The organism is Rhodanobacter sp. TND4EL1 (assembly GCF_054061035.1).
In genome coordinates, this window is the sequence record NZ_JBSSDT010000002.1 from 1001872 (window position 1) to 1019236 (window position 17365).

Here is a 17365-nt window from a genome sequence, read left to right on the forward strand (position 1 = left end):
GAGCTCTTCGTGACGTAACGAAAAGCATCGCGCACAGGATGCGCTCCCACGGAAAAAGACGAACAAAAAAAGCCGGCTTGCGCCGGCTCTTCATGCAACGCAGATCGCGCTCCGGCTTATGCCAGTTCGCGGATCTTCGCGTTGAGGCGGCTCTTGTGACGGGCAGCCTTGTTCTTGTGGATCAGGCCACGGGCGGCGTAGCGATCCATCACCGGCTGGGCAGCGGTGAAGGCGGCGACGGCGGCAGCCTTGTCCTTGGCCTCGATGGCCTTGACGACCTTCTTCAGGGCGGTACGGACCATGGAACGTGCGCTGATGTTGCGCAGGCGGCGCTGTTCGGACTGGCGCGCGCGCTTCTTCGCGGACTTGATGTTGGCCAAGGTAGAACTCCGGAATGCAGGGTTGAGGGTGGAAAAAGACGCCAATTATGCGGGTGATTCGCCGATGCGTCAATCATTTACGCAGCCGAAACGGTGCCGGCAAAGGCTTTCCGTCTTCGACAAGCCATCATTCTGACACATTCGAGCTGTCATCCGCCCCGCACGGGCTGTCAAACTACGCCCCTCGCGTGCTCGACGCTGAAGGTAGAAACAGGTACCCATGAAGTCACCCAGCATGCTCCGCGGACTGCTTTCGTTCAGCAGCATGACCATGATTTCGCGAGTGCTCGGGCTGGTGCGCGACATCTCGATGAGCCACGTGTTCGGCGCCACGGTGGCCACCGACGCATTCGTGGTGGCCTTCCGCATTCCCAATTTCATGCGTCGCCTGTTCGCCGAGGGCTCGTTTTCCACGGCTTTCGTGCCGGTGTTCACCGAAGTCAAGGAAACCGGCAGCCACGAGGATCTCAAGCGTCTGATGGCGACCGTTTCGGGCACGCTGGGCGGCGTGTTGCTGGTGGTGACGGCACTGGGCCTGATCTTTGCGCCGCAGCTGGCCACCGCCTTCATTCCCGGTGCCTACGACCAGCCGCACAAGTTCGATCTGACCACCGAGCTGGTGCGCTGGATGTTCCCGTTCCTGTTGTTCGTGTCGCTGACGGCGCTGGCCGGCGGCGCCTTGAACAGCTTCCACCGTTTCGCGATGCCGGCACTGGCGCCGGTCATTCTCAATGTCTGCATGATCGTGGCGGCGTTGTGGATCGCGCCGCTTCTGCATACGCCGATTCTCGCCATGGGCTGGGCGGTGCTGCTTGCCGGTGTACTGCAACTGCTGTTTCTGCTGCCGGCGTTGCGCAAACTGGACCTGCTGGTCTGGCCGCGCTGGGGCTGGGGCCAATCGCAGGTGCGGAAAATCATGCGGTTGATGGTGCCGACCCTGTTCGGCTCGTCCGTGGCCCAGATCAACCTGCTGCTGGACACCATCGTGGTGTCGCTGCTGGTCACCGGTTCGCAGACCTGGCTGTGGCAGTCGACGCGCTTTCTGGAACTGCCGCTGGGGGTGTTTGGCGTGGCGCTGGGGACGGTGATCCTGCCGTCGCTGTCGCGCCATCACGTGGGCACCGACCGGGCAGGCTTTTCCAGGGCGCTGGACTGGGGCCTGCGGATCACCTTGCTGATCGCGGTGCCCGCGGCGATTGCGCTGGCCTTGCTGGCCGAGCCGCTGGTGGCGACGCTGTTCCAGAACGGCCAGTACACGGCATTCGATACCCGCATGACGGCGATGGCCGTGCTGGCGCTCAGCTGCGGATTGCCGGCTTATGCGTTGGTCAAGGTCATGCTGCCGGCTTTCTACGCCCGGCAAGACACGCGCACGCCGGTAAAGGCGGGCGTGGCGTCGCTGGTGATCAACATGGTGTTCAACGCGTTGCTGATCGCGTTGCTTTTCGAGCTGTGGGCGCCGGAATCGGTGAAGCAGGGCAGCTGGCTGGACGGGATCGCGCAGGTGCCGGGATTGCATGTGGGGCTGGCGCTGGCCAGTGCGCTGTCCAGTTACGTCAACTTTCTGCTGTTGTGGCACTGGTTGCGGAAGGCCGGCGTGTATCAGCGGCAGCCCGGCTGGTCGCGGCACTGGTTGCGGCTGGGTCTGTCGTGCCTGGCCATGGCCGCCGTGCTGACGCTGGGTCGCTGGCTCTGGCCGGAATGGTTGCATGGCGTTTCCGTGGTCACCCGCCTGTGGCGCCTGGCGGCGCTGGTGATTGCCGGCGGCGGTACGTATGTCGCCGTGCTGTTCGCCAGCGGTTTCCGGCTGCGCGACTTGCGCGGTGCTTGAGCCCGTGCGGCGGCTGATCGTCTGCCGCGCGGCCGCTATACTCAGGCGATGATGAGACTTTCCAGGGATGTCGCGGGCCCTTGCCTGACGCCGCGCGGCAGCGTGATGGCGATCGGCGCATTCGATGGCCTGCACCGCGGCCACCAGGCCCTGCTGGCGCAGGTGCATGAGCGTGCGCGGGCGCTTGACTGCAGCCCCGTGGTGGTGAGCTTCGAGCCGCTGCCGCGTGCGTTTTTCTCGCCCGAGCCGGTGCCGCGACTCTCCAGCGTTCGCGAAAAACTGCGTGGCTTTGCCGCTGCCGGCATGGGTCAGGCCCTGCTGTTGCGCTTCAACCATGCATTGACTGCAATGTCGGCCGAGGATTTCGTGCGGCGCGTGCTGGTCGAGCGATTGGCGGCCCGTGAAGTCTGGGTCGGTGGTGACTTCCGTTTCGGCCACAAGCGTGGCGGCGACGTGGCCCTGCTGGAGCGGATGGGCGCCCAGCACGGCTTCGGTGCCCGCACCATGCCGGCTGTCCAGCTGGACGGTGAGCGGGTTTCCGCCAGCCGCGTGCGCGCCTTGCTCGCCGCGGGTGAGTTCGCCGCTGCCGAACCCTTGCTGGGGCGACCCTTCGTGATCGACGGCAAAGTGGAATACGGCAATCAGCTCGGCCGCACGCTGGGCTACCCCACCGCCAACATCCACCTGCCGCAGCGGGTCAGTCCGATCCAGGGCATCTTCGCCGTGCGCGTGGGCTTGGGTGAGAGCGAATGCAGCTGGCCGGGTGTGGCCAGCCTTGGCGTGCGTCCGACCGTGAACCAGGTCTGCCAGCCGCTGCTGGAAGTGCATCTGTTCGATTTCGACGGCGACCTTTACGGCCAGCGCATGGCGGTGGAGTTCGTCGCCAAGCTCCGCGACGAGCAAAAGTTCGACGGGCTGGAGCCGCTCAAGGCGCAGATGGCGCTGGATTCGCGCCAGGCGCGCGCGCTGCTTGGCATGAATTCGCGGCTGTTCGAAGCGTGAATCGTATTCCGGCAAGCCGACATATCATTTAACTTTGCAATCTTGTGCCCGCCAATCGGCGGGCAGCAACACCTCAGCGATGGCATCCAGACCCATGACCCACGATTACAAGAGCACGATCAACTTGCCGCAGACGGCATTCCCGATGCGCGGCGACCTGCCCAAGCGCGAGCCGGGCTGGCTGGCCGAGTGGGAGCGGGTGGGGCGCTACGCGCAGATCCAGCAGAAGACCGCGCACCGCGACAGCGTGTTCGTGCTGCACGACGGCCCGCCGTACGCCAATGGCCCGATCCACATCGGTCATGCGGTCAACAAGATCCTCAAGGACATCGTGGTCAAGTCCAAGCTGCTGGCCGGCCAGCGCGCGCCGTACGTGCCGGGCTGGGACTGCCACGGCCTGCCGATCGAGATCGCGGTGGAGAAGAAGTTCGGCAAGCCGGGCGACAAGCTGGACGCCGCGGCGTTCCGTCAGAAGTGCCGCGAATACGCCGCCGAGCAGGTCAACACACAGCGCGATGATTTCAAGCGTCTTGGCGTGCTTGGTGACTGGGATCATCCGTACCGATCGATGGATTTCAGCTTCGAGGCGGACATGCTTCGTGCATTGGCACGGATCGTCTCGAACGGCCACGTGATGCGCGGCGCCAAGCCGGTGTACTGGTGCTTCGACTGCGCGTCGGCGCTGGCCGAGGCCGAGATCGAATACGGGGACAAGGTGTCGCCCGCCGTCGACGTGGCGTATGACGCCGTCGACGCGAGGGCGTTGGCGAAAAAGTTCGACGTGGATGCGGGCGACGCGATCGTCGCCATCCCGATCTGGACCACCACGCCGTGGACGCTGCCGGAAAGCCAGGCGGTATCGTTGGGCGCGGAGCTGGAATACGCCTTGATCGACGGCCCGCAGCGTGACGGCAAGCGCGTGTTGCTGGTGATCGCCAGTGCGCTGGTCGACAAGGTGGTGCAGCGCTATGGCATCGAGCAGGCCAGCGTGCTGGGCCATGTCGAAGGCAAGGTACTGGAGGGCGTATTGCTGCGCCACCCGTTCTATCCGCGCGAGGTGCCGGTGATCCTCGGTGATCACGTGTCGGCCGAGGATGGTACCGGCGCCGTGCATACCTCGCCCGATCACGGTGTCGAGGATTTCATGGTGGCGCGCGAGTACGGCATCGGCCTGCTCAACTACATCGAGCCGCGCGGCACGTATCGCATCGACACACCGGAAGCCGACGGCCTGACGCTGGGTGGCCTGCATATCTGGAAGGCCAATGATGCCTTGGTCGACCTGCTGCGTCAGCGTGGCGTGCTGCTGGCGTTTGCGAAGATCGAACACAGCTACCCGAATTGCTGGCGCCACAAGACGCCGGTGATCTACCGCACCACGCCGCAGTGGTTCATCTCGATGGAGCAGCAGGATCTGCGCCAGACGGCGCTCACCTCGATCAAGAACGTGCGCTGGGTGCCAGGCTGGGGTGAGGAGCGCATCGCCGGCATGGTGGCCGGGCGTCCGGACTGGTGCATCTCGCGCCAGCGCACCTGGGGCGTGCCGATCGCGCTGTTCGTGCACAAGGTGACGCAGGAGCCGCACCCGCATTCCGTGGAGTTGCTGGAACAGGTGGCGCAGAAGGTGGAGCAGGGTGGCATCGACGTGTGGTTCAAGCTGGATGCGGCGGAGCTGCTTGGCGAGGACGCAAAGGACTACGAGAAAGTCACCGACGTGCTGGACGTGTGGTTCGACTCCGGTGTGACCCACTACACCGTGATCGACCAGCGCCCCGAACTGCAGCAAGGCACCGCGACGCATTACAAGGTGATGTACCTGGAAGGCTCGGACCAGCATCGCGGCTGGTTCCAGTCTTCCTTGCTGACCTCGGCGGCGATCCACGGCCGCGCCCCTTATGACGAAGTGCTGACCCACGGTTTCGCGGTCGACGCCAACGGGCGCAAGATGTCCAAGTCGCTGGGCAACGTGGTCGCGCCGCAGAAGGTGATGGATACCCTGGGCGCCGATGTGCTGCGCCTGTGGGTGGCCTCGGCCGACTACCGCAACGAGATGACCGTTTCCGACGAAATCCTGAAGCGCGTCTCCGACAGCTACCGGCGCATCCGCAACACCGCGCGTTTTCTGCTCGGCAATCTCGATGGTTTCGATCCGGCCGTCCATTTGCTGCCGGTGGAAGACAGCCTGCTGCTCGACCAGTGGGCGGTGCAGCAGGCGCATGACGTGCAGCAGGCGGTGACCGCTGCGTACGAGCGCAACGACTACCCCGACGTCATTGCGCGCATACAGAACTTCTGCACCAACGAACTTGGTGCGTTGTACCTGGACATCACCAAGGATCGGCTCTACACCATGCCGACCGACAGCCGCGGCCGGCGCAGCGCGCAGAGCGCGATGTTCCGCATTGCCGAGGCGCTGGTGCGCTGGCTGGCGCCGGTGCTGAGCTTCACTGCCGAAGAAATCTGGCAACAGTTGCCTGGCCAGCGCAGCGACAGCGTGTTGTTCGAGACCTGGTATGACGGCCTGGCCGCCACCCAGAACTCGCCCGAGCAGCGGCGTTACTGGGCCGATCTGCAGGCGATCCGGGAAACCTCGTCGCGCGTGCTTGAGGGCATGCGCAAGGCCGAGCAGATCGGTGCGGCGCTGGAGGCGAAACTGGTGGTTCACGCCGATCCAGCCATGGCCAAACGCTATGCCGAGACCGCCGATGAATTGCGCTTCTTCTTCATCACCTCCGACTTCACGCTGGCACCGCTGGCGCCGCGTGCGGACGATGCGGTGAAGGTGGAACTGGAAGGCAGCGAGGCATGGGTTTCGGCCAGCGTCAGCGGTGCCGCGAAATGCGTGCGCTGCTGGCATCGCCGCCACGACGTGGGCAGTCATGCCGAGCATCCGGAGCTGTGCAGTCGTTGCATCAGCAATATCGAAGGCCCCGGCGAAGATCGTCGCTGGTTCTGATTCGCAGAAGCGTTACCCGTGCGCGACAGCTTTTTCGCTACGTGAGGGAGAGCATCGCGCACAGGGTGCGCTCCTACGGACTTCTTTTGCAGGCTTGATCCATGAATCCCAAACCCAACGCACTTCCCTGGCTGTGGCTGTCCGCCGTCGTCATCGCGCTCGACCAGCTCAGCAAGTGGTGGGCCGTGCATGCGCTGCAACCGATGGGCGTGCCGCATCCGGTGATTCCGGGCTTTCTCAACTGGACACTGGCCTTCAATCGTGGAGCCGCATTCAGTTTCCTGGCCCAGGGCGATGGTTGGCAGCGCTGGTTTTTCGTGCTGCTGGCGCTGGTGATCAGCGCGGTGTTGGTGGTCTGGCTGACGCGCACGCCACGACGCGACTGGCGCACCAGCCTGCCGCTGGCACTGATCATCGGCGGCGCGATCGGCAACCTGGTTGACCGGCTGCATGCCTCCCAGGTCACCGATTTCATCCATGTGTATTTCCACCAGTGGAACTACCCGGTATTCAACCTGGCTGACTGCGGCATCACCGTTGGCGCCGTGCTGCTGATCGCGTTCGGCCTGTTCGCCGGCAAGCCCGCTGACAGCGTGCGATAATGGCCTCCTTGTGCAGGAGGCCGCTTGCGGGCAATGCTTTTCGCTGAATTGGCATCGCAAGACATCGCCCGCAAGCGGGTTCCTGCAGGATTTTGAACCGAGGTCAGCTTGGACATTCTGCTCGCCAATCCCCGTGGCTTCTGCGCCGGCGTCGATCGCGCCATCGCCATCGTCGAGCGTGCGCTGGAATCCTATGGCGCACCGATCTATGTGCGGCATGAAGTGGTGCACAACCGCTATGTGGTCGACAAATTGCGCGCCGATGGCGCGGTGTTCGTCGAGGAGCTGCATGAAGTGCCCGACGGCGCCACCGTGATCTTCAGCGCGCACGGCGTATCGCAGGCGGTGCGCGAGGAGGCTGATCAACGCCACCTGAAAGTGTTCGATGCCACCTGTCCGCTGGTCACCAAGGTGCACATGGAAGTGGCGCGACTGGGTCGCATCGGCCGCAGCGTGGTGCTGATCGGGCATGCCGGTCATCCCGAAGTGGAAGGCACCATGGGTCAGTGGAATCCCGCCAACAGCGGCGAGATCCTGCTGGTCGAGTCGTTGGAAAACGTCGCCACGCTGATGCCCAAATTTCCCGATCAGTTGTCCTATGTCACCCAGACCACCTTGTCGGTGGACGACACCAAGGCAATCATCGAGGCGCTGCGGGAGAAGTTTCCCGACATCGAAGGGCCACGCAAGGACGACATTTGCTACGCCACCCAGAATCGCCAGGACGCCGTGCGCCGGCTGGCCGACGCGGTGGACCTGATGCTGGTGGTCGGATCGGTCAACAGCTCCAACTCCAACCGCCTGCGCGAGCTGGCCGAAAAGCAGGGCGTGCGTTCCTTCCTGATCGACGGCGCCGAACACATCGAGCGCAGCTGGCTGGAAGGCGTGAACCGCATCGGCGTGACCGCCGGCGCCTCCGCGCCTGAGAAGCTGGTGCTCGACGTGATTGCTCGCCTGCAATCGTGGGGCGCAGCCGCCGTGCGGGAACTCGATGGCGAGCCGGAAACCATCACCTTTGCCCTGCCCAAGGAACTGCGCGTGGTCGGCGGCAACAGCTCCAGCCTCTGATACGAAACGCCGCGGCGCAGGGCGGGCAATGCCCGCCGCTTTCGCCACCACGACGAGCCGGAGCGTGGTGGGCAGTGAGCGCTCCGTGCTTGCGCCACCATGCCGCTATAACGTAAAATCCGCGGCTCTTTGCCGGAATAGCTCAGTTGGTAGAGCGGCGCATTCGTAATGCGTAGGTCGTAGGTTCGATTCCTATTTCCGGCACCAGAACTCCAAAGGCCCGCGCAAGCGGGCCTTTGCTTTTTCCGGAGCGCCCTCCAGGCGCCCGTGACCTCGATCACTCTTTTCAAGCCATTCCCGGCCGCTTATCGGGCAATTCCTACCGCCGGTCGGGCAAGGGCTGGCGGATGGGGTTCGAACGGATACATTGGATCACAGGGTATCGGGGAGAATTTCATGCAGGACTTGTCACGTCAGCGAGATGCCTCGTTGGTCGATCTGCGAAAGTGGCCTCGGCCGGAGGTATTGGCTATGCCTCGCCATGTGCCCGACACGCTATCAGGCAGGAGTGCTGATGGAGGATTTACGCTCATCGAACTGCTAGTAGCCACAGCTGTGGCCGTCGTCCTGGTCATGATCGCTGTGCCGAGTTTCAAGAGCATCACGCTATCCAATCGTCTTACCACGACTGCCAATGACATCGTTGCCGCGATTTCTACAGCAAGAATGGAAGCGGTAAAGCTCAACGCCGCTACCCAGCTATGCAGCAATTCGGCCGCTGGCAATACCAGCGACTCGCTGGGTACGGCTTGTGGCACCCAGGCAGGGGCGGTTTACGCGCTGGCGGGTGGGGCGGTCACGCAGGTTCGTGCAGCGCCGGGAGGGATTGCATCGCCGCTGCAGTTGAGTGGTGACTTGGCCGCGCTGCGATTCTCGTCGGCAGGATTGGCTCGGCAGGCTGGCCAAACGACTCCTTTCAGCAATACCGTCGTCGACATATGCACCAGTTCGATGAGCAATAACAATCATCGTGTCATCACCATGACAACCGGCTCGATCATTACGACGACGACCACATCGGGAGCGTGTCCTTGATGAACCGTGCAAGTTCCCTCTCGAATGATTCGCTTCGCACCAGCGCGAATGGAAGGCGCTTGTTAGTCGGCGTACGCAACAGGGAAGCGGGCGTAGGCCTGATCGAGGTTCTGGTCGCCGTGCTGGTTCTCTCAATTGGTTTTCTGGGGGTCGCGGCATTGCAGGCACTCTCACTCTCAACCAACAACAGCGCCATGGCACGCAGCATGGCCACGATAGACAGCTACTCGATCTTGGATGCGATGCGCGCGGATGCGGCCAGTGCGCGCGCTGGCGCCTACAACGGATCACCTGCTGTCACCGCTGGCGCGTGCCCGGCTGCGGCAACTGGTTCGCTATCCAACACTCAGCTGATTCAGTGGTGCACTCAGCTCGGTAGCGACTTGGGTAATACGGCGGCCACCACGGGATCGATCAATTGCGGTGCGACGGGCGCCTGCACGATCACCATCAAATTCGACGACAGTCGCGCTGGTGCGGGCGGCACCAATGCCCAGACCATAACCACCACGGCGATGCTATGAACATGTGTTTCGGGATTCGTGGCTCATGGCGCGCCAAGCGGTCTTTGGCAAACTCCGAGGGTGGGTTCAGCTTGATTGAGCTGATGATCGCCATGTTGCTGGGTCTGATCGTGATTGGCGGCGTAATAAGTGTGTTTCTCGCCAATCAGCAAACCTATCGCACGAATCAGGCACTGGGTGATGTTCAGGATGGCTCGCGAGTCGCGTTCGAGATGATGGCGCAAGACATCCGGAGTGCTGGTCTTACAGGTTGCGACAGCAGCGCCACAGGGACTGTGACCAATGTGCTCAAAAACAGTCCTGCCAACGGGGGCGCGACGTGGTGGGCCAACTGGAATAATGCACTGATGGGTTTTGGCGCGGGGACTGTTGCTGACCTTGCGCCGTCAGCGACGACGCCCGCAGTGGCTGGTAATGACTCATTGGAACTCATTGGGGCAACCCAGGCGGGTCTGAGTGTGGCCAGCCACAGCACGGCAACAACCACGTTCACTCTCAACGAAATGAGCGACGACCTGAAGGCTGGCGACGCGACGATAGTGTGCAACCCGGAATTTTCGGCGATCTTTCAAGCCACCGGCGTTGACTCGGCCGCCAAAACCGTCGGTTACAGCACGACCACGTCTGATCCCGGAAACTTTTCGAACATTCTGGCCAGTACAGGCGTTCCTTACACCTTTGGTGCCAATGCGCTGATCGCCAGAATGACTGCCGTCGACTGGTACATCGGTGCCACACCGGGAGTGGCGGGTGGCCTTTCGCTGTACCGAGTGCAGTTGGTCAACACTGGCGGAAAACTTGGCACGACGACCGACGAAATGGTGCGCAACGTTACCGCCATGAAAATCCAGTATCTGCAGTCGGGGAAGTCCAGCTTCGTCGACGCGAGCGCAATTACCGACTGGAATGCAGTGACTTCGGTGCGAGTTCAATTGACGTTGCAGAGCACAGACCAGAACTCCGGCACCGACGCCAAACCGATCAAACGTACATTTATTTCTACCACGACTGCACGGAATCGGGTGAACTGAGATGAGTGATGCTTTCCTCGCCCACGCGCCGAAGTCACCCCCGTCCCGTATCGTCAGCGCGAGCAGGGCAGCTCGTTGTTTGCAATCCACGTTGTGCCGGCGCGAACAGCGCGGGGTGGCGTTGGTGGTGGCTTTGATCCTGCTTGTGGTGATCACGTTGGTCGGCTTGGCGGCAGTCAGCGGCACGATCATGCAGCAGAAAATGAGTTCCAATTTCCGGGACCGGCAGATTGCCTTCCAAGTTGGTGAGGCCGGGTTGCGGCAGGCGCAGATTGCAGTGCAGGCGATTGCAACACCCATCGCGCCCACGGCTCTTCCAGCCACGGTAAGAAATTGTTCGCCAGCCAGTGGAAATGTATGCGTGGCCAACCCTTTCAGCAGTTCGGCGGCTTCGTCGTTCATTCAGACCGTACCTGTCGCGAGCTTTGACAAAGGCAGCGTCGCGGCCGCTCAACCCAGGTTTGTCATTGAATACATGGGCAATTTCAAGGCTCCCCCGCCCACCGTGCAGCAGCTTTCCGGTTGCTCCGGCTATGCGCCATGCGGGCTCATCAATAATGCTGACTATTACCGCATTACCGTGAGCAGCGGGCCGACGGTTGCCGGAACGGATCGGGCGATAGTGACATTGCAGTCGATGTTCAGGCGATAGATTCCATGTATCGGATACCTGCAGAAGGGTCATCCAGCGGCACCGGGTCATCGTGTTGTCGAACATGAATCGGCGTCAGTCCAGAGACATCCAGTCAAAGCACATGGGGAAGGTCATGTCCATCAAACTCACCAAGCTGACAGCGCTGCTCACGGGGCTTCTGCTGTCCACGGCAGTCTCGGCACAAACCACCTATACCGACAATTTTTCGAGTACTAAGAGCAGTCTGACCTGGACGCCGCTGGGTTTCGCGTGCCTCACTGCAGGTAATGGCACCGGGAGCATACCGGCCTGCGCATCGCCCAAGGACACCGCGGGCTTGGGCGCACTTCGATTGACACCAGCTGCCAATAACCAGACTGGAGCTATTCTCTCGGGTTTCGCCCCCTTCCCGTTAAGTCAGGGCATGCAAGTGACGTTCACCACCTATACGTATGGCGGAGACAGCGGAGGTACCGCAAAAAATGGTGCGGACGGTATTACCTTCATTCTTACTGACGGCACTGTGACGGCACCCACAACAACGGGTGGCGAGGGCGGCAGCATGGGCTATAGCTGCAGCAACAGCAATGGAAAGTATGAAGGAATGGCCAATGCCTATCTTGGGCTGGGTATTGATGAGTTCGGCAATTATCTCAATCCTGGAGACAATACTGATAGCGGTATCTACAACACCAATTCCTCGCTTTATAAAGATGGCTCGACCTATGGAACGAATACTTTCCAGAATGGTGATTCTTCCAAAACGGCAGGTGGTGGCTGGTTCTATCAGCCTGAGCGCATAGGATTGCGGGGTGCTGGCAATACGACGTGGGCGTGGTTGCGGGCGCAAAATGCTTCTTACTACTCGGGTAGTGCGGATGCAACAAAAACCAAGGCTGCATGCAGTTCGGGAAATTATGTATCTGCTACCAAGGGTGATGGGTCACCGAAGACCTATAAGAAGATTACTTATAACTACAATGCAATTCCTGGCGGATACAAGGTGCTGCCCAATAGCACCCCTATTGCCAATGAGAATACATCGACGCGAGCTGGTAGCCCGAGTAGTCCTGCGGATTACACGAAAAATGCATGGCCAATCACTTATAAGCTGACGATTTCTCCGTCGGGTCTGTTGAATTTTTCCTACAGCTACAATAACGGTGCATTTCAACCCGTTTTGGTCAATAGTCTGATTACAGCGAGCAACGGTCCGTTACCGGCGTCCCTGCGTTTTGGTTTTTCGGCCGGTACCGGCGGCAGCAACAACGTCCATGAGATCACCTGTTTCCAGGCATCCCCGCTGCAGTCCAACAGTAGCGCTAGTGCGAACACCGTACAGTCGGGTCAGGTAAAGATCGGTTCGCAGATCTATCTGGCATCGTATTCGGCGGACAACTGGTTTGGTTCGCTGGTATCCGATTCACTGGTAACCACTGGGAATACGCTGAGCGTGGCCACAGTCGCCAACTGGGATGCCAGATGCGTTCTGACGGGCGGGAAATGCGCGGCAATGGGTACGGATGCACAGGGCAACGCGACCACCACAGTCGGCGTGCAGGGTCCCGACTCTCGTACCCTGATGACGTGGGATGGCGCTGGCGCGACGGCCTTACCCCTGCAGTGGGGCAGCCTTACTGCAGCTCAGAAGACGTCTCTGAATAGGGGGGGGGCGGATACGGCAGGACCGGATCGCCTGAAGTGGTTGCGTGGCGATCGCAGCGTCGAACAGCTGGCCAGTCCCACTCCTGGCGCGCTGAGAGCGCGCACAGCGGTGCTGGGCGACATCATCAACTCCAGTCCGACATGGGTGGGCGCGCCAGTGAGTGGTGCCAATCCAGACGTGTTTACCGATGGCTTGTACGGCAGCGCCGCGACCCCTCCCGAAAATCAGACCGGTGCGCAAGCCTACAGCGCGTTTGCCAGCAGCAATGCGACGCGGCTGAATGTGGTGTATGTCGGGGGCAACGATGGATTTCTCCACGGCTTTCGCGCCGGTTCCTATGACGCGAGTGGCAACTACACAGCGGTCAACGCCAGCAATACATATGTAGGCACCAATAACGACGGTCGAGAGGTTATTGGGTTCATGCCGTCCGCGGTGTTGAGCAAAGTGGCGGCGACTTCCACCGGTCTCGCGAGCCCTACCTACGTGCACGATTACTTTGTGGATGCGACGCCGGCGGCTGGCGACTTGTTCTACGGTAATGCCTGGCACACCTGGCTCGTGGGTGGGGTGGGAACTGGCGGCAAGGAGATCTACGCTTTGGACATCACCGATCCGACGAAGTTTTCTGAAACCACGACTACCCCTGGCATCGGACCGTCTGCCGTAGTGAAGGGTGACTGGACCAGTGCGACCACGGGGCTTTCGAATCTCGGGAAAACGGTCGGTACTCCGCTCATCACTCGCATGCATAACGGGCAGTGGGCAATCGTGTTCGGTAACGGGGTGGACAGTGGCACGTCGGCTGGGGTGTACGTCGGGCTGGTCGATTCGACCAGCGGTGCGATCACATTCAAGTTCCTTGATACCGGGGTGGGCTCATCTTCTGTGGCAAACGGCATTGCGTATGTCACTTCAGCAGACCTTGATGGCGATCGCATCGCGGACTACCTGTACGCCGGCGACTTGCTCGGTAATGTCTGGCGCTTTGATGTGACCAGTCAGACCCCCGCAAGCTGGACTGTTTCGAAAGTGTTTGTCGCCAAAGATGGCAGCCCCACTCCCAAGCTCCAACCAATCACCACGGCTCCCGTCATCGCTGCCGTCAAGACTGGCAGTGTCAATCGGGTCATGGTGTTGTTTGGCACCGGTCAGAAAGTTCCGCTCAGCACGACCAGCGGGGACAGCTATGCAAGCGGACAGCAGACCTTCTATGGGATTTGGGATGCGAACATGACCGCGTGGAATCTGGCCAGTCCCAAAAAGCAGTACGCCAGCCTGGCGACTGTCCCAACCATCACTCGCACCGCGCTGCTGGCGCAGAACGTGGTTTCCACCTCGGTGGGCTCCGGCTCGGTGCTCGGTTACCGCAACCTGAGCACGACGAACGTCGTGTGCTGGAGCGGCAGCACGACATGCAGCGGAGGAGCGGCCAGTAACGCTCAGTTCGGCTGGCGCTTCGATCTTCCTGCGACCCAAGAGCAGATCGTCTACAACCCGGCCATCGTGGGCGGCGCGGTAGTTGTCAGCACGGCCATTCCGCCTACCATCTCGGCCTTGCAGTGCAATCCCGGATTACAGAGTGGTTGGACGATGGCGTTCGACCCTGCTTCTGGTGGAGCTCTTCCAAGCGGCTTTTTCCCGAATGGAAATGGCTCGTTTGGTAATAATTCCGATAGTTCGGCAACTGGCGGTATCCGCGTCGACGCTGTGGGTAGCCCGACAGCAGTCACCTATGGTGGGCAGACATACATCGTCACGCAGACGGTTTCGGGTAGCGCAGCGCTCAGCCCGGTGAACCCGCCTAGCAACGACGTTCCGTCAAGGATCTCCTGGAGAGAAATCAGGAACTGACCGGTATCGGCAATCCTAGAAAACCCAACGGATGATCTTCGCTGTCGTCAGAGTGGCACTCTGGCGGCGGGATGATGATCCAGATGCTGGTTGTACATGCTCACAGAAACTTGGTGGTATGCACGCAAAATTAACTGTCCGTTTGGAACAGGCCACGTCATGAACAAATCAATCTTCGGAAAAATGCGGCGTTGCAGCTCGGTAAGAGGCTTCACGTTGATCGAAATGATGATCGTGGTAGCGATCATTGCAATTCTTGCGGCAATCGCTTATCCCGCATATACCAAATACATCATCAAGACTAGGCGCGTGGCTGCTGAGAGCTGTTTGACGCAGTATTCCAACTATATGGAGCGCTTCTACACCACGAATTTGACGTATGTCGCCGCGCCCAATCCCGGGTTTGATTGTCAAAGTGCTGCGCAAACCGGCAACTTCTATGACTACACCGCAAGCAATTTGACTGCCAGCGGGTACCTACTCACAGGAACACCCAAGGGCGCGCAGGCATCCGATTCTTGCGGAGCCCTTACGCTTAACCAGACAGGGGCACGCACTGCCGTCGGCGGCAATGCGACCTGTTGGTAAGCGTCATCGCGAGAGGTTTTCTGCCGGTGGAGCGGGTGGGCACGCGAAGTGAGAAATGTGGCTTGGCTAGCATGTATGTACCGACGCTGTTTGCCAGTCGTTACAGGTCTCATTGATGGCAGGCCGAATGAAGCTGTCACTTGTTGCTTTGGCATCTTCGGGATGCTCTGATCGGCAGCCATGAGCGCATCCGATACTCACCGTGCGATTGAAACCGTCTGGCGAACCGAGTCGTCGCGGCTGATTGCCAGCCTCACCCGCATGTTGCGCGACGTCGGTCTGGCCGAGGAGCTGGCGCAGGATGCGCTGGTCGTGGCGCTGGAGCAGTGGCCGCGTGTGGGGGTGCCGGAGAACCCCGGGGCGTGGTTGATGACCACGGCCAAGCGGCGAGCGATCGATCGCCTGCGTCGCAGCAAGTTGCTTGAGCGCAAACACGCGCAGTTGATGCATGAACTGGAGCACGAACAGGAACATGCGCAGGCGGCGGTCGAGGTGGCGCTGGATGATCCGTTCGGCGACGACCTGCTGCGACTGATCTTCGTTGCCTGCCACCCCCTGCTGTCGATGGAAGCGCGCGTTGCGCTGACCTTGCGTCTGCTTGGCGGACTCAGCACGGACGAGATCGCGCGAGCGTTCCTGGTACCCGAGGCGACGGTTGCGCAGCGCATCGTTCGGGCCAAGCGCAGCCTGGCCCAGGCCGAGGTGGCTTACGAAGTCCCTCGCCATGATGAGCTGCACGAGCGGCTGTCGTCGGTACTGGGCGTGCTCTACCTGATTTTCAACGAAGGCTATTCGGCCACCTCTGGTGAGGACTGGATGCGGCCGGGCTTGTGCGAGGACGCCCTGCGGCTCGGGCACGTGCTGGCTGGCCTGATGCCGCGCGAGCCCGAGGTGCACGGGTTGGTCGCGTTGATGGAAATCCAGGCGTCGCGCTCAGCCGCTCGCGTAAATGCCCATGGCGAACCGATTCTTTTGCTGGATCAGAACCGTGCGCTGTGGGACCACTTGCGGATTCGCCGGGGGCTGACCGCACTGGAACAGTCGCACCGCTTGGGTGGAGCGGATCGTCCGTACGCGCTGCAGGCGGCGATTGCCGCCTGTCATGCGCGCGCGTCGACAAGCGATGACACCGATTGGGCCGCGATTGCCGGCTTGTATACGACGCTGGCCACGGTGACGCCTTCGCCCATCATCGAGCTCAACCGGGCGGTGGCGGTGGGCATGGCGGCCGGAGCTGCGACGGGACTGCAGTTGGCCGATGCGCTGGTCGACGAGCCGATCCTGCAGAATTACCATCTGCTGCATGCCGTGCGCGGCGATCTGCTGGAACGCATGGGCCGGCGCGAGGAGGCGAGGGAAGCCTTCGAGAAGGCGGCCGAATTGACCGGGAACCGGCGCGAACGCGATTTGATGGAAAGACGTGCCCGCGGTTGCGATGGTGTGGCGCCAGCGGACTGAATCATCCGGGCCGTGTCCTTGGGGCCAGCCGCCCGGCAGGTTCTTCCTTGACGGAATTCCGTACCAGGTCCGTACCACGAAAAGGACCACCCGTTGAGGTGGCCCAAGTCGTCAATTTTGTTGGTGGGCGATGCAAGGATCGAACTTGCGACACCTGCCGTGTGAAGGCAGTGCTCTACCGCTGAGCTAATCGCCCGCCGAGAACGCGCAATTTTAGGGATAGTCGCGGGGCGGGTCAATGCTTTTTGTTCCGGTGGGCGATCGGCGCCCGGTGTACCGGGGAGCGGGCTTGCTAGACTTGCGCACCATCTTCAGCAAAGCGCGCCGCCATGGACTTTCTCAGCACCCATTTCGCTCCCATCCTCCGGGCGTTGCAGCAGTTCGAATTGACGCCATGGAAAATGGTGGGCTTTGCCGGCACCTTGCTGTTCACCAGCCGCTGGTTCGTGCAGCTGTATTACACGCGCAAGTACAAGCGCGTGGTGATGCCGCTGGCATTCTGGTGGCTGTCGGTGTGCGGCAGCGTGCTGTTGCTGGCCTACTTCACCTTGGGCAAAAACGATTCGGTGGGCATCATCTCGAACTTTTTCCCGGTGTTTGTCTCGGTCTACAACCTGGTAGTCCATCTGCGCCATCGCAAGAACAGCATGACCGGCGACGCCACGGCGTGAGGTGACGTGATTTTGCAGGAGCGCACGCTGTGCACGGTGCTTTTCGGCACATCGTCCAAGGGCAT

Annotated in this window: 14 protein-coding genes and 2 tRNA genes; 14 read left to right on the plus strand and 2 right to left on the minus strand. The window is 61.3% G+C overall.

Annotation, left to right across the window (positions count from 1 at the left end; genetic code table 11):
• Positions 1-116: 116 nt before the first annotated feature.
• Positions 117-380, minus strand: a complete 264-nt coding sequence (rpsT, locus tag ACVWWQ_RS11145; RefSeq protein WP_007804840.1) for a 30S ribosomal protein S20 — start codon at positions 378-380, stop codon at positions 117-119.
• A gap of 235 nt (positions 381-615) precedes the next feature.
• Between rpsT and murJ the strand changes: the two genes are divergently transcribed.
• The 13 genes from murJ to ACVWWQ_RS11210 all read left to right on the plus strand — a co-directional run bounded on the left by murJ (position 616) and on the right by ACVWWQ_RS11210 (position 16629).
• Positions 616-2211, plus strand: a complete 1596-nt coding sequence (gene murJ / locus ACVWWQ_RS11150) for a murein biosynthesis integral membrane protein MurJ (protein ID WP_208321587.1) — start codon at positions 616-618, stop codon at positions 2209-2211.
• Between the two features lie 48 nt (positions 2212-2259).
• Positions 2260-3213 (plus strand): bifunctional riboflavin kinase/FAD synthetase, encoded by a 954-nt coding sequence (locus tag ACVWWQ_RS11155; protein ID WP_133947384.1) that lies wholly within the window; start codon positions 2260-2262, stop codon positions 3211-3213.
• 94 nt (positions 3214-3307) lie between these two features.
• A complete protein-coding gene (ileS, locus tag ACVWWQ_RS11160; protein ID WP_133947382.1) occupies positions 3308-6169 on the plus strand; it encodes an isoleucine--tRNA ligase in 2862 nt (953 codons plus the stop codon).
• A 101-nt stretch (positions 6170-6270) separates the two neighbouring features.
• Positions 6271-6771 (plus strand): signal peptidase II, encoded by a 501-nt coding sequence (gene lspA / locus ACVWWQ_RS11165; RefSeq protein ID WP_133947380.1) that lies wholly within the window; start codon positions 6271-6273, stop codon positions 6769-6771.
• 108 nt (positions 6772-6879) lie between these two features.
• Positions 6880-7839: a 4-hydroxy-3-methylbut-2-enyl diphosphate reductase gene (gene ispH / locus ACVWWQ_RS11170; RefSeq protein ID WP_133947378.1), complete on the plus strand. Its 960-nt coding sequence runs from the start codon at positions 6880-6882 to the stop codon at positions 7837-7839.
• A gap of 131 nt (positions 7840-7970) precedes the next feature.
• Positions 7971-8046, plus strand: a tRNA-Thr gene (locus ACVWWQ_RS11175).
• Positions 8047-8235: 189 nt separating this feature from the next.
• The gene (locus ACVWWQ_RS11180) at positions 8236-8874 is read left to right on the plus strand and encodes a GspH/FimT family pseudopilin (RefSeq protein WP_133947376.1); all 639 of its coding nucleotides are present in this window, start codon (positions 8236-8238) and stop codon (positions 8872-8874) included.
• Complete coding sequence (gene pilV, locus ACVWWQ_RS11185) at positions 8874-9398, plus strand: type IV pilus modification protein PilV (protein ID WP_133947374.1); 525 nt, start codon at positions 8874-8876, stop codon at positions 9396-9398. The genes ACVWWQ_RS11180 and pilV overlap by 1 nt, the downstream gene beginning before the upstream one ends.
• Before the next feature lie 2 nt (positions 9399-9400).
• The gene (locus ACVWWQ_RS11190) at positions 9401-10429 is read left to right on the plus strand and encodes a PilW family protein (protein ID WP_457383416.1); all 1029 of its coding nucleotides are present in this window, start codon (positions 9401-9403) and stop codon (positions 10427-10429) included.
• A gap of 1 nt (position 10430) precedes the next feature.
• Positions 10431-11081, plus strand: coding sequence for a PilX N-terminal domain-containing pilus assembly protein (locus ACVWWQ_RS11195; protein WP_208321565.1), 651 nt, complete (start codon positions 10431-10433; stop codon positions 11079-11081).
• A 115-nt stretch (positions 11082-11196) separates the two neighbouring features.
• Positions 11197-14583, plus strand: a complete 3387-nt coding sequence (locus tag ACVWWQ_RS11200; RefSeq protein WP_133947370.1) for a PilC/PilY family type IV pilus protein — start codon at positions 11197-11199, stop codon at positions 14581-14583.
• Positions 14584-14742: 159 nt separating this feature from the next.
• Positions 14743-15171: a type IV pilin protein gene (locus ACVWWQ_RS11205; RefSeq protein WP_133947368.1), complete on the plus strand. Its 429-nt coding sequence runs from the start codon at positions 14743-14745 to the stop codon at positions 15169-15171.
• 180 nt (positions 15172-15351) lie between these two features.
• Positions 15352-16629, plus strand: coding sequence for an RNA polymerase sigma factor (locus ACVWWQ_RS11210; RefSeq protein WP_133947366.1), 1278 nt, complete (start codon positions 15352-15354; stop codon positions 16627-16629).
• 121 nt (positions 16630-16750) lie between these two features.
• Here the strand turns inward: ACVWWQ_RS11210 and ACVWWQ_RS11215 are convergent.
• Positions 16751-16825: transfer RNA gene (locus tag ACVWWQ_RS11215), tRNA-Val, on the minus strand.
• A 133-nt stretch (positions 16826-16958) separates the two neighbouring features.
• On the opposite strand from ACVWWQ_RS11215, the gene ACVWWQ_RS11220 reads away from it, so the two are divergent.
• Entirely contained in the window at positions 16959-17300 is a 342-nt protein-coding gene (locus ACVWWQ_RS11220) for a lipid-A-disaccharide synthase N-terminal domain-containing protein (RefSeq protein WP_099653520.1), read from the plus strand.
• The last annotated feature ends 65 nt before the right edge of the window (positions 17301-17365 follow it).

Excerpts from the sequence above, each read along its gene's own strand:
- ACVWWQ_RS11190 (WP_457383416.1), top strand. The coding sequence starts at position 9,401 with ATGTGTTTCGGGATTCGTGGCTCATGGCGCGCCAAGCGGTCTTTGGCA.
- ACVWWQ_RS11180 (WP_133947376.1), top strand. The coding sequence starts at position 8,236 with ATGCAGGACTTGTCACGTCAGCGAGATGCCTCGTTGGTCGATCTGCGA.
- ACVWWQ_RS11195 (WP_208321565.1), top strand. The coding sequence starts at position 10,431 with ATGAGTGATGCTTTCCTCGCCCACGCGCCGAAGTCACCCCCGTCCCGT.
- ACVWWQ_RS11205 (WP_133947368.1), top strand. The coding sequence starts at position 14,743 with ATGAACAAATCAATCTTCGGAAAAATGCGGCGTTGCAGCTCGGTAAGA.
- ileS (WP_133947382.1), top strand. The coding sequence starts at position 3,308 with ATGACCCACGATTACAAGAGCACGATCAACTTGCCGCAGACGGCATTC.
- ACVWWQ_RS11220 (WP_099653520.1), top strand. The coding sequence starts at position 16,959 with ATGGACTTTCTCAGCACCCATTTCGCTCCCATCCTCCGGGCGTTGCAG.
- murJ (WP_208321587.1), top strand. The coding sequence starts at position 616 with ATGCTCCGCGGACTGCTTTCGTTCAGCAGCATGACCATGATTTCGCGA.
- pilV (WP_133947374.1), top strand. The coding sequence starts at position 8,874 with ATGAACCGTGCAAGTTCCCTCTCGAATGATTCGCTTCGCACCAGCGCG.
- lspA (WP_133947380.1), top strand. The coding sequence starts at position 6,271 with ATGAATCCCAAACCCAACGCACTTCCCTGGCTGTGGCTGTCCGCCGTC.
- ACVWWQ_RS11210 (WP_133947366.1), top strand. The coding sequence starts at position 15,352 with ATGAGCGCATCCGATACTCACCGTGCGATTGAAACCGTCTGGCGAACC.
- ACVWWQ_RS11155 (WP_133947384.1), top strand. The coding sequence starts at position 2,260 with ATGATGAGACTTTCCAGGGATGTCGCGGGCCCTTGCCTGACGCCGCGC.
- ACVWWQ_RS11200 (WP_133947370.1), top strand. The coding sequence starts at position 11,197 with ATGTCCATCAAACTCACCAAGCTGACAGCGCTGCTCACGGGGCTTCTG.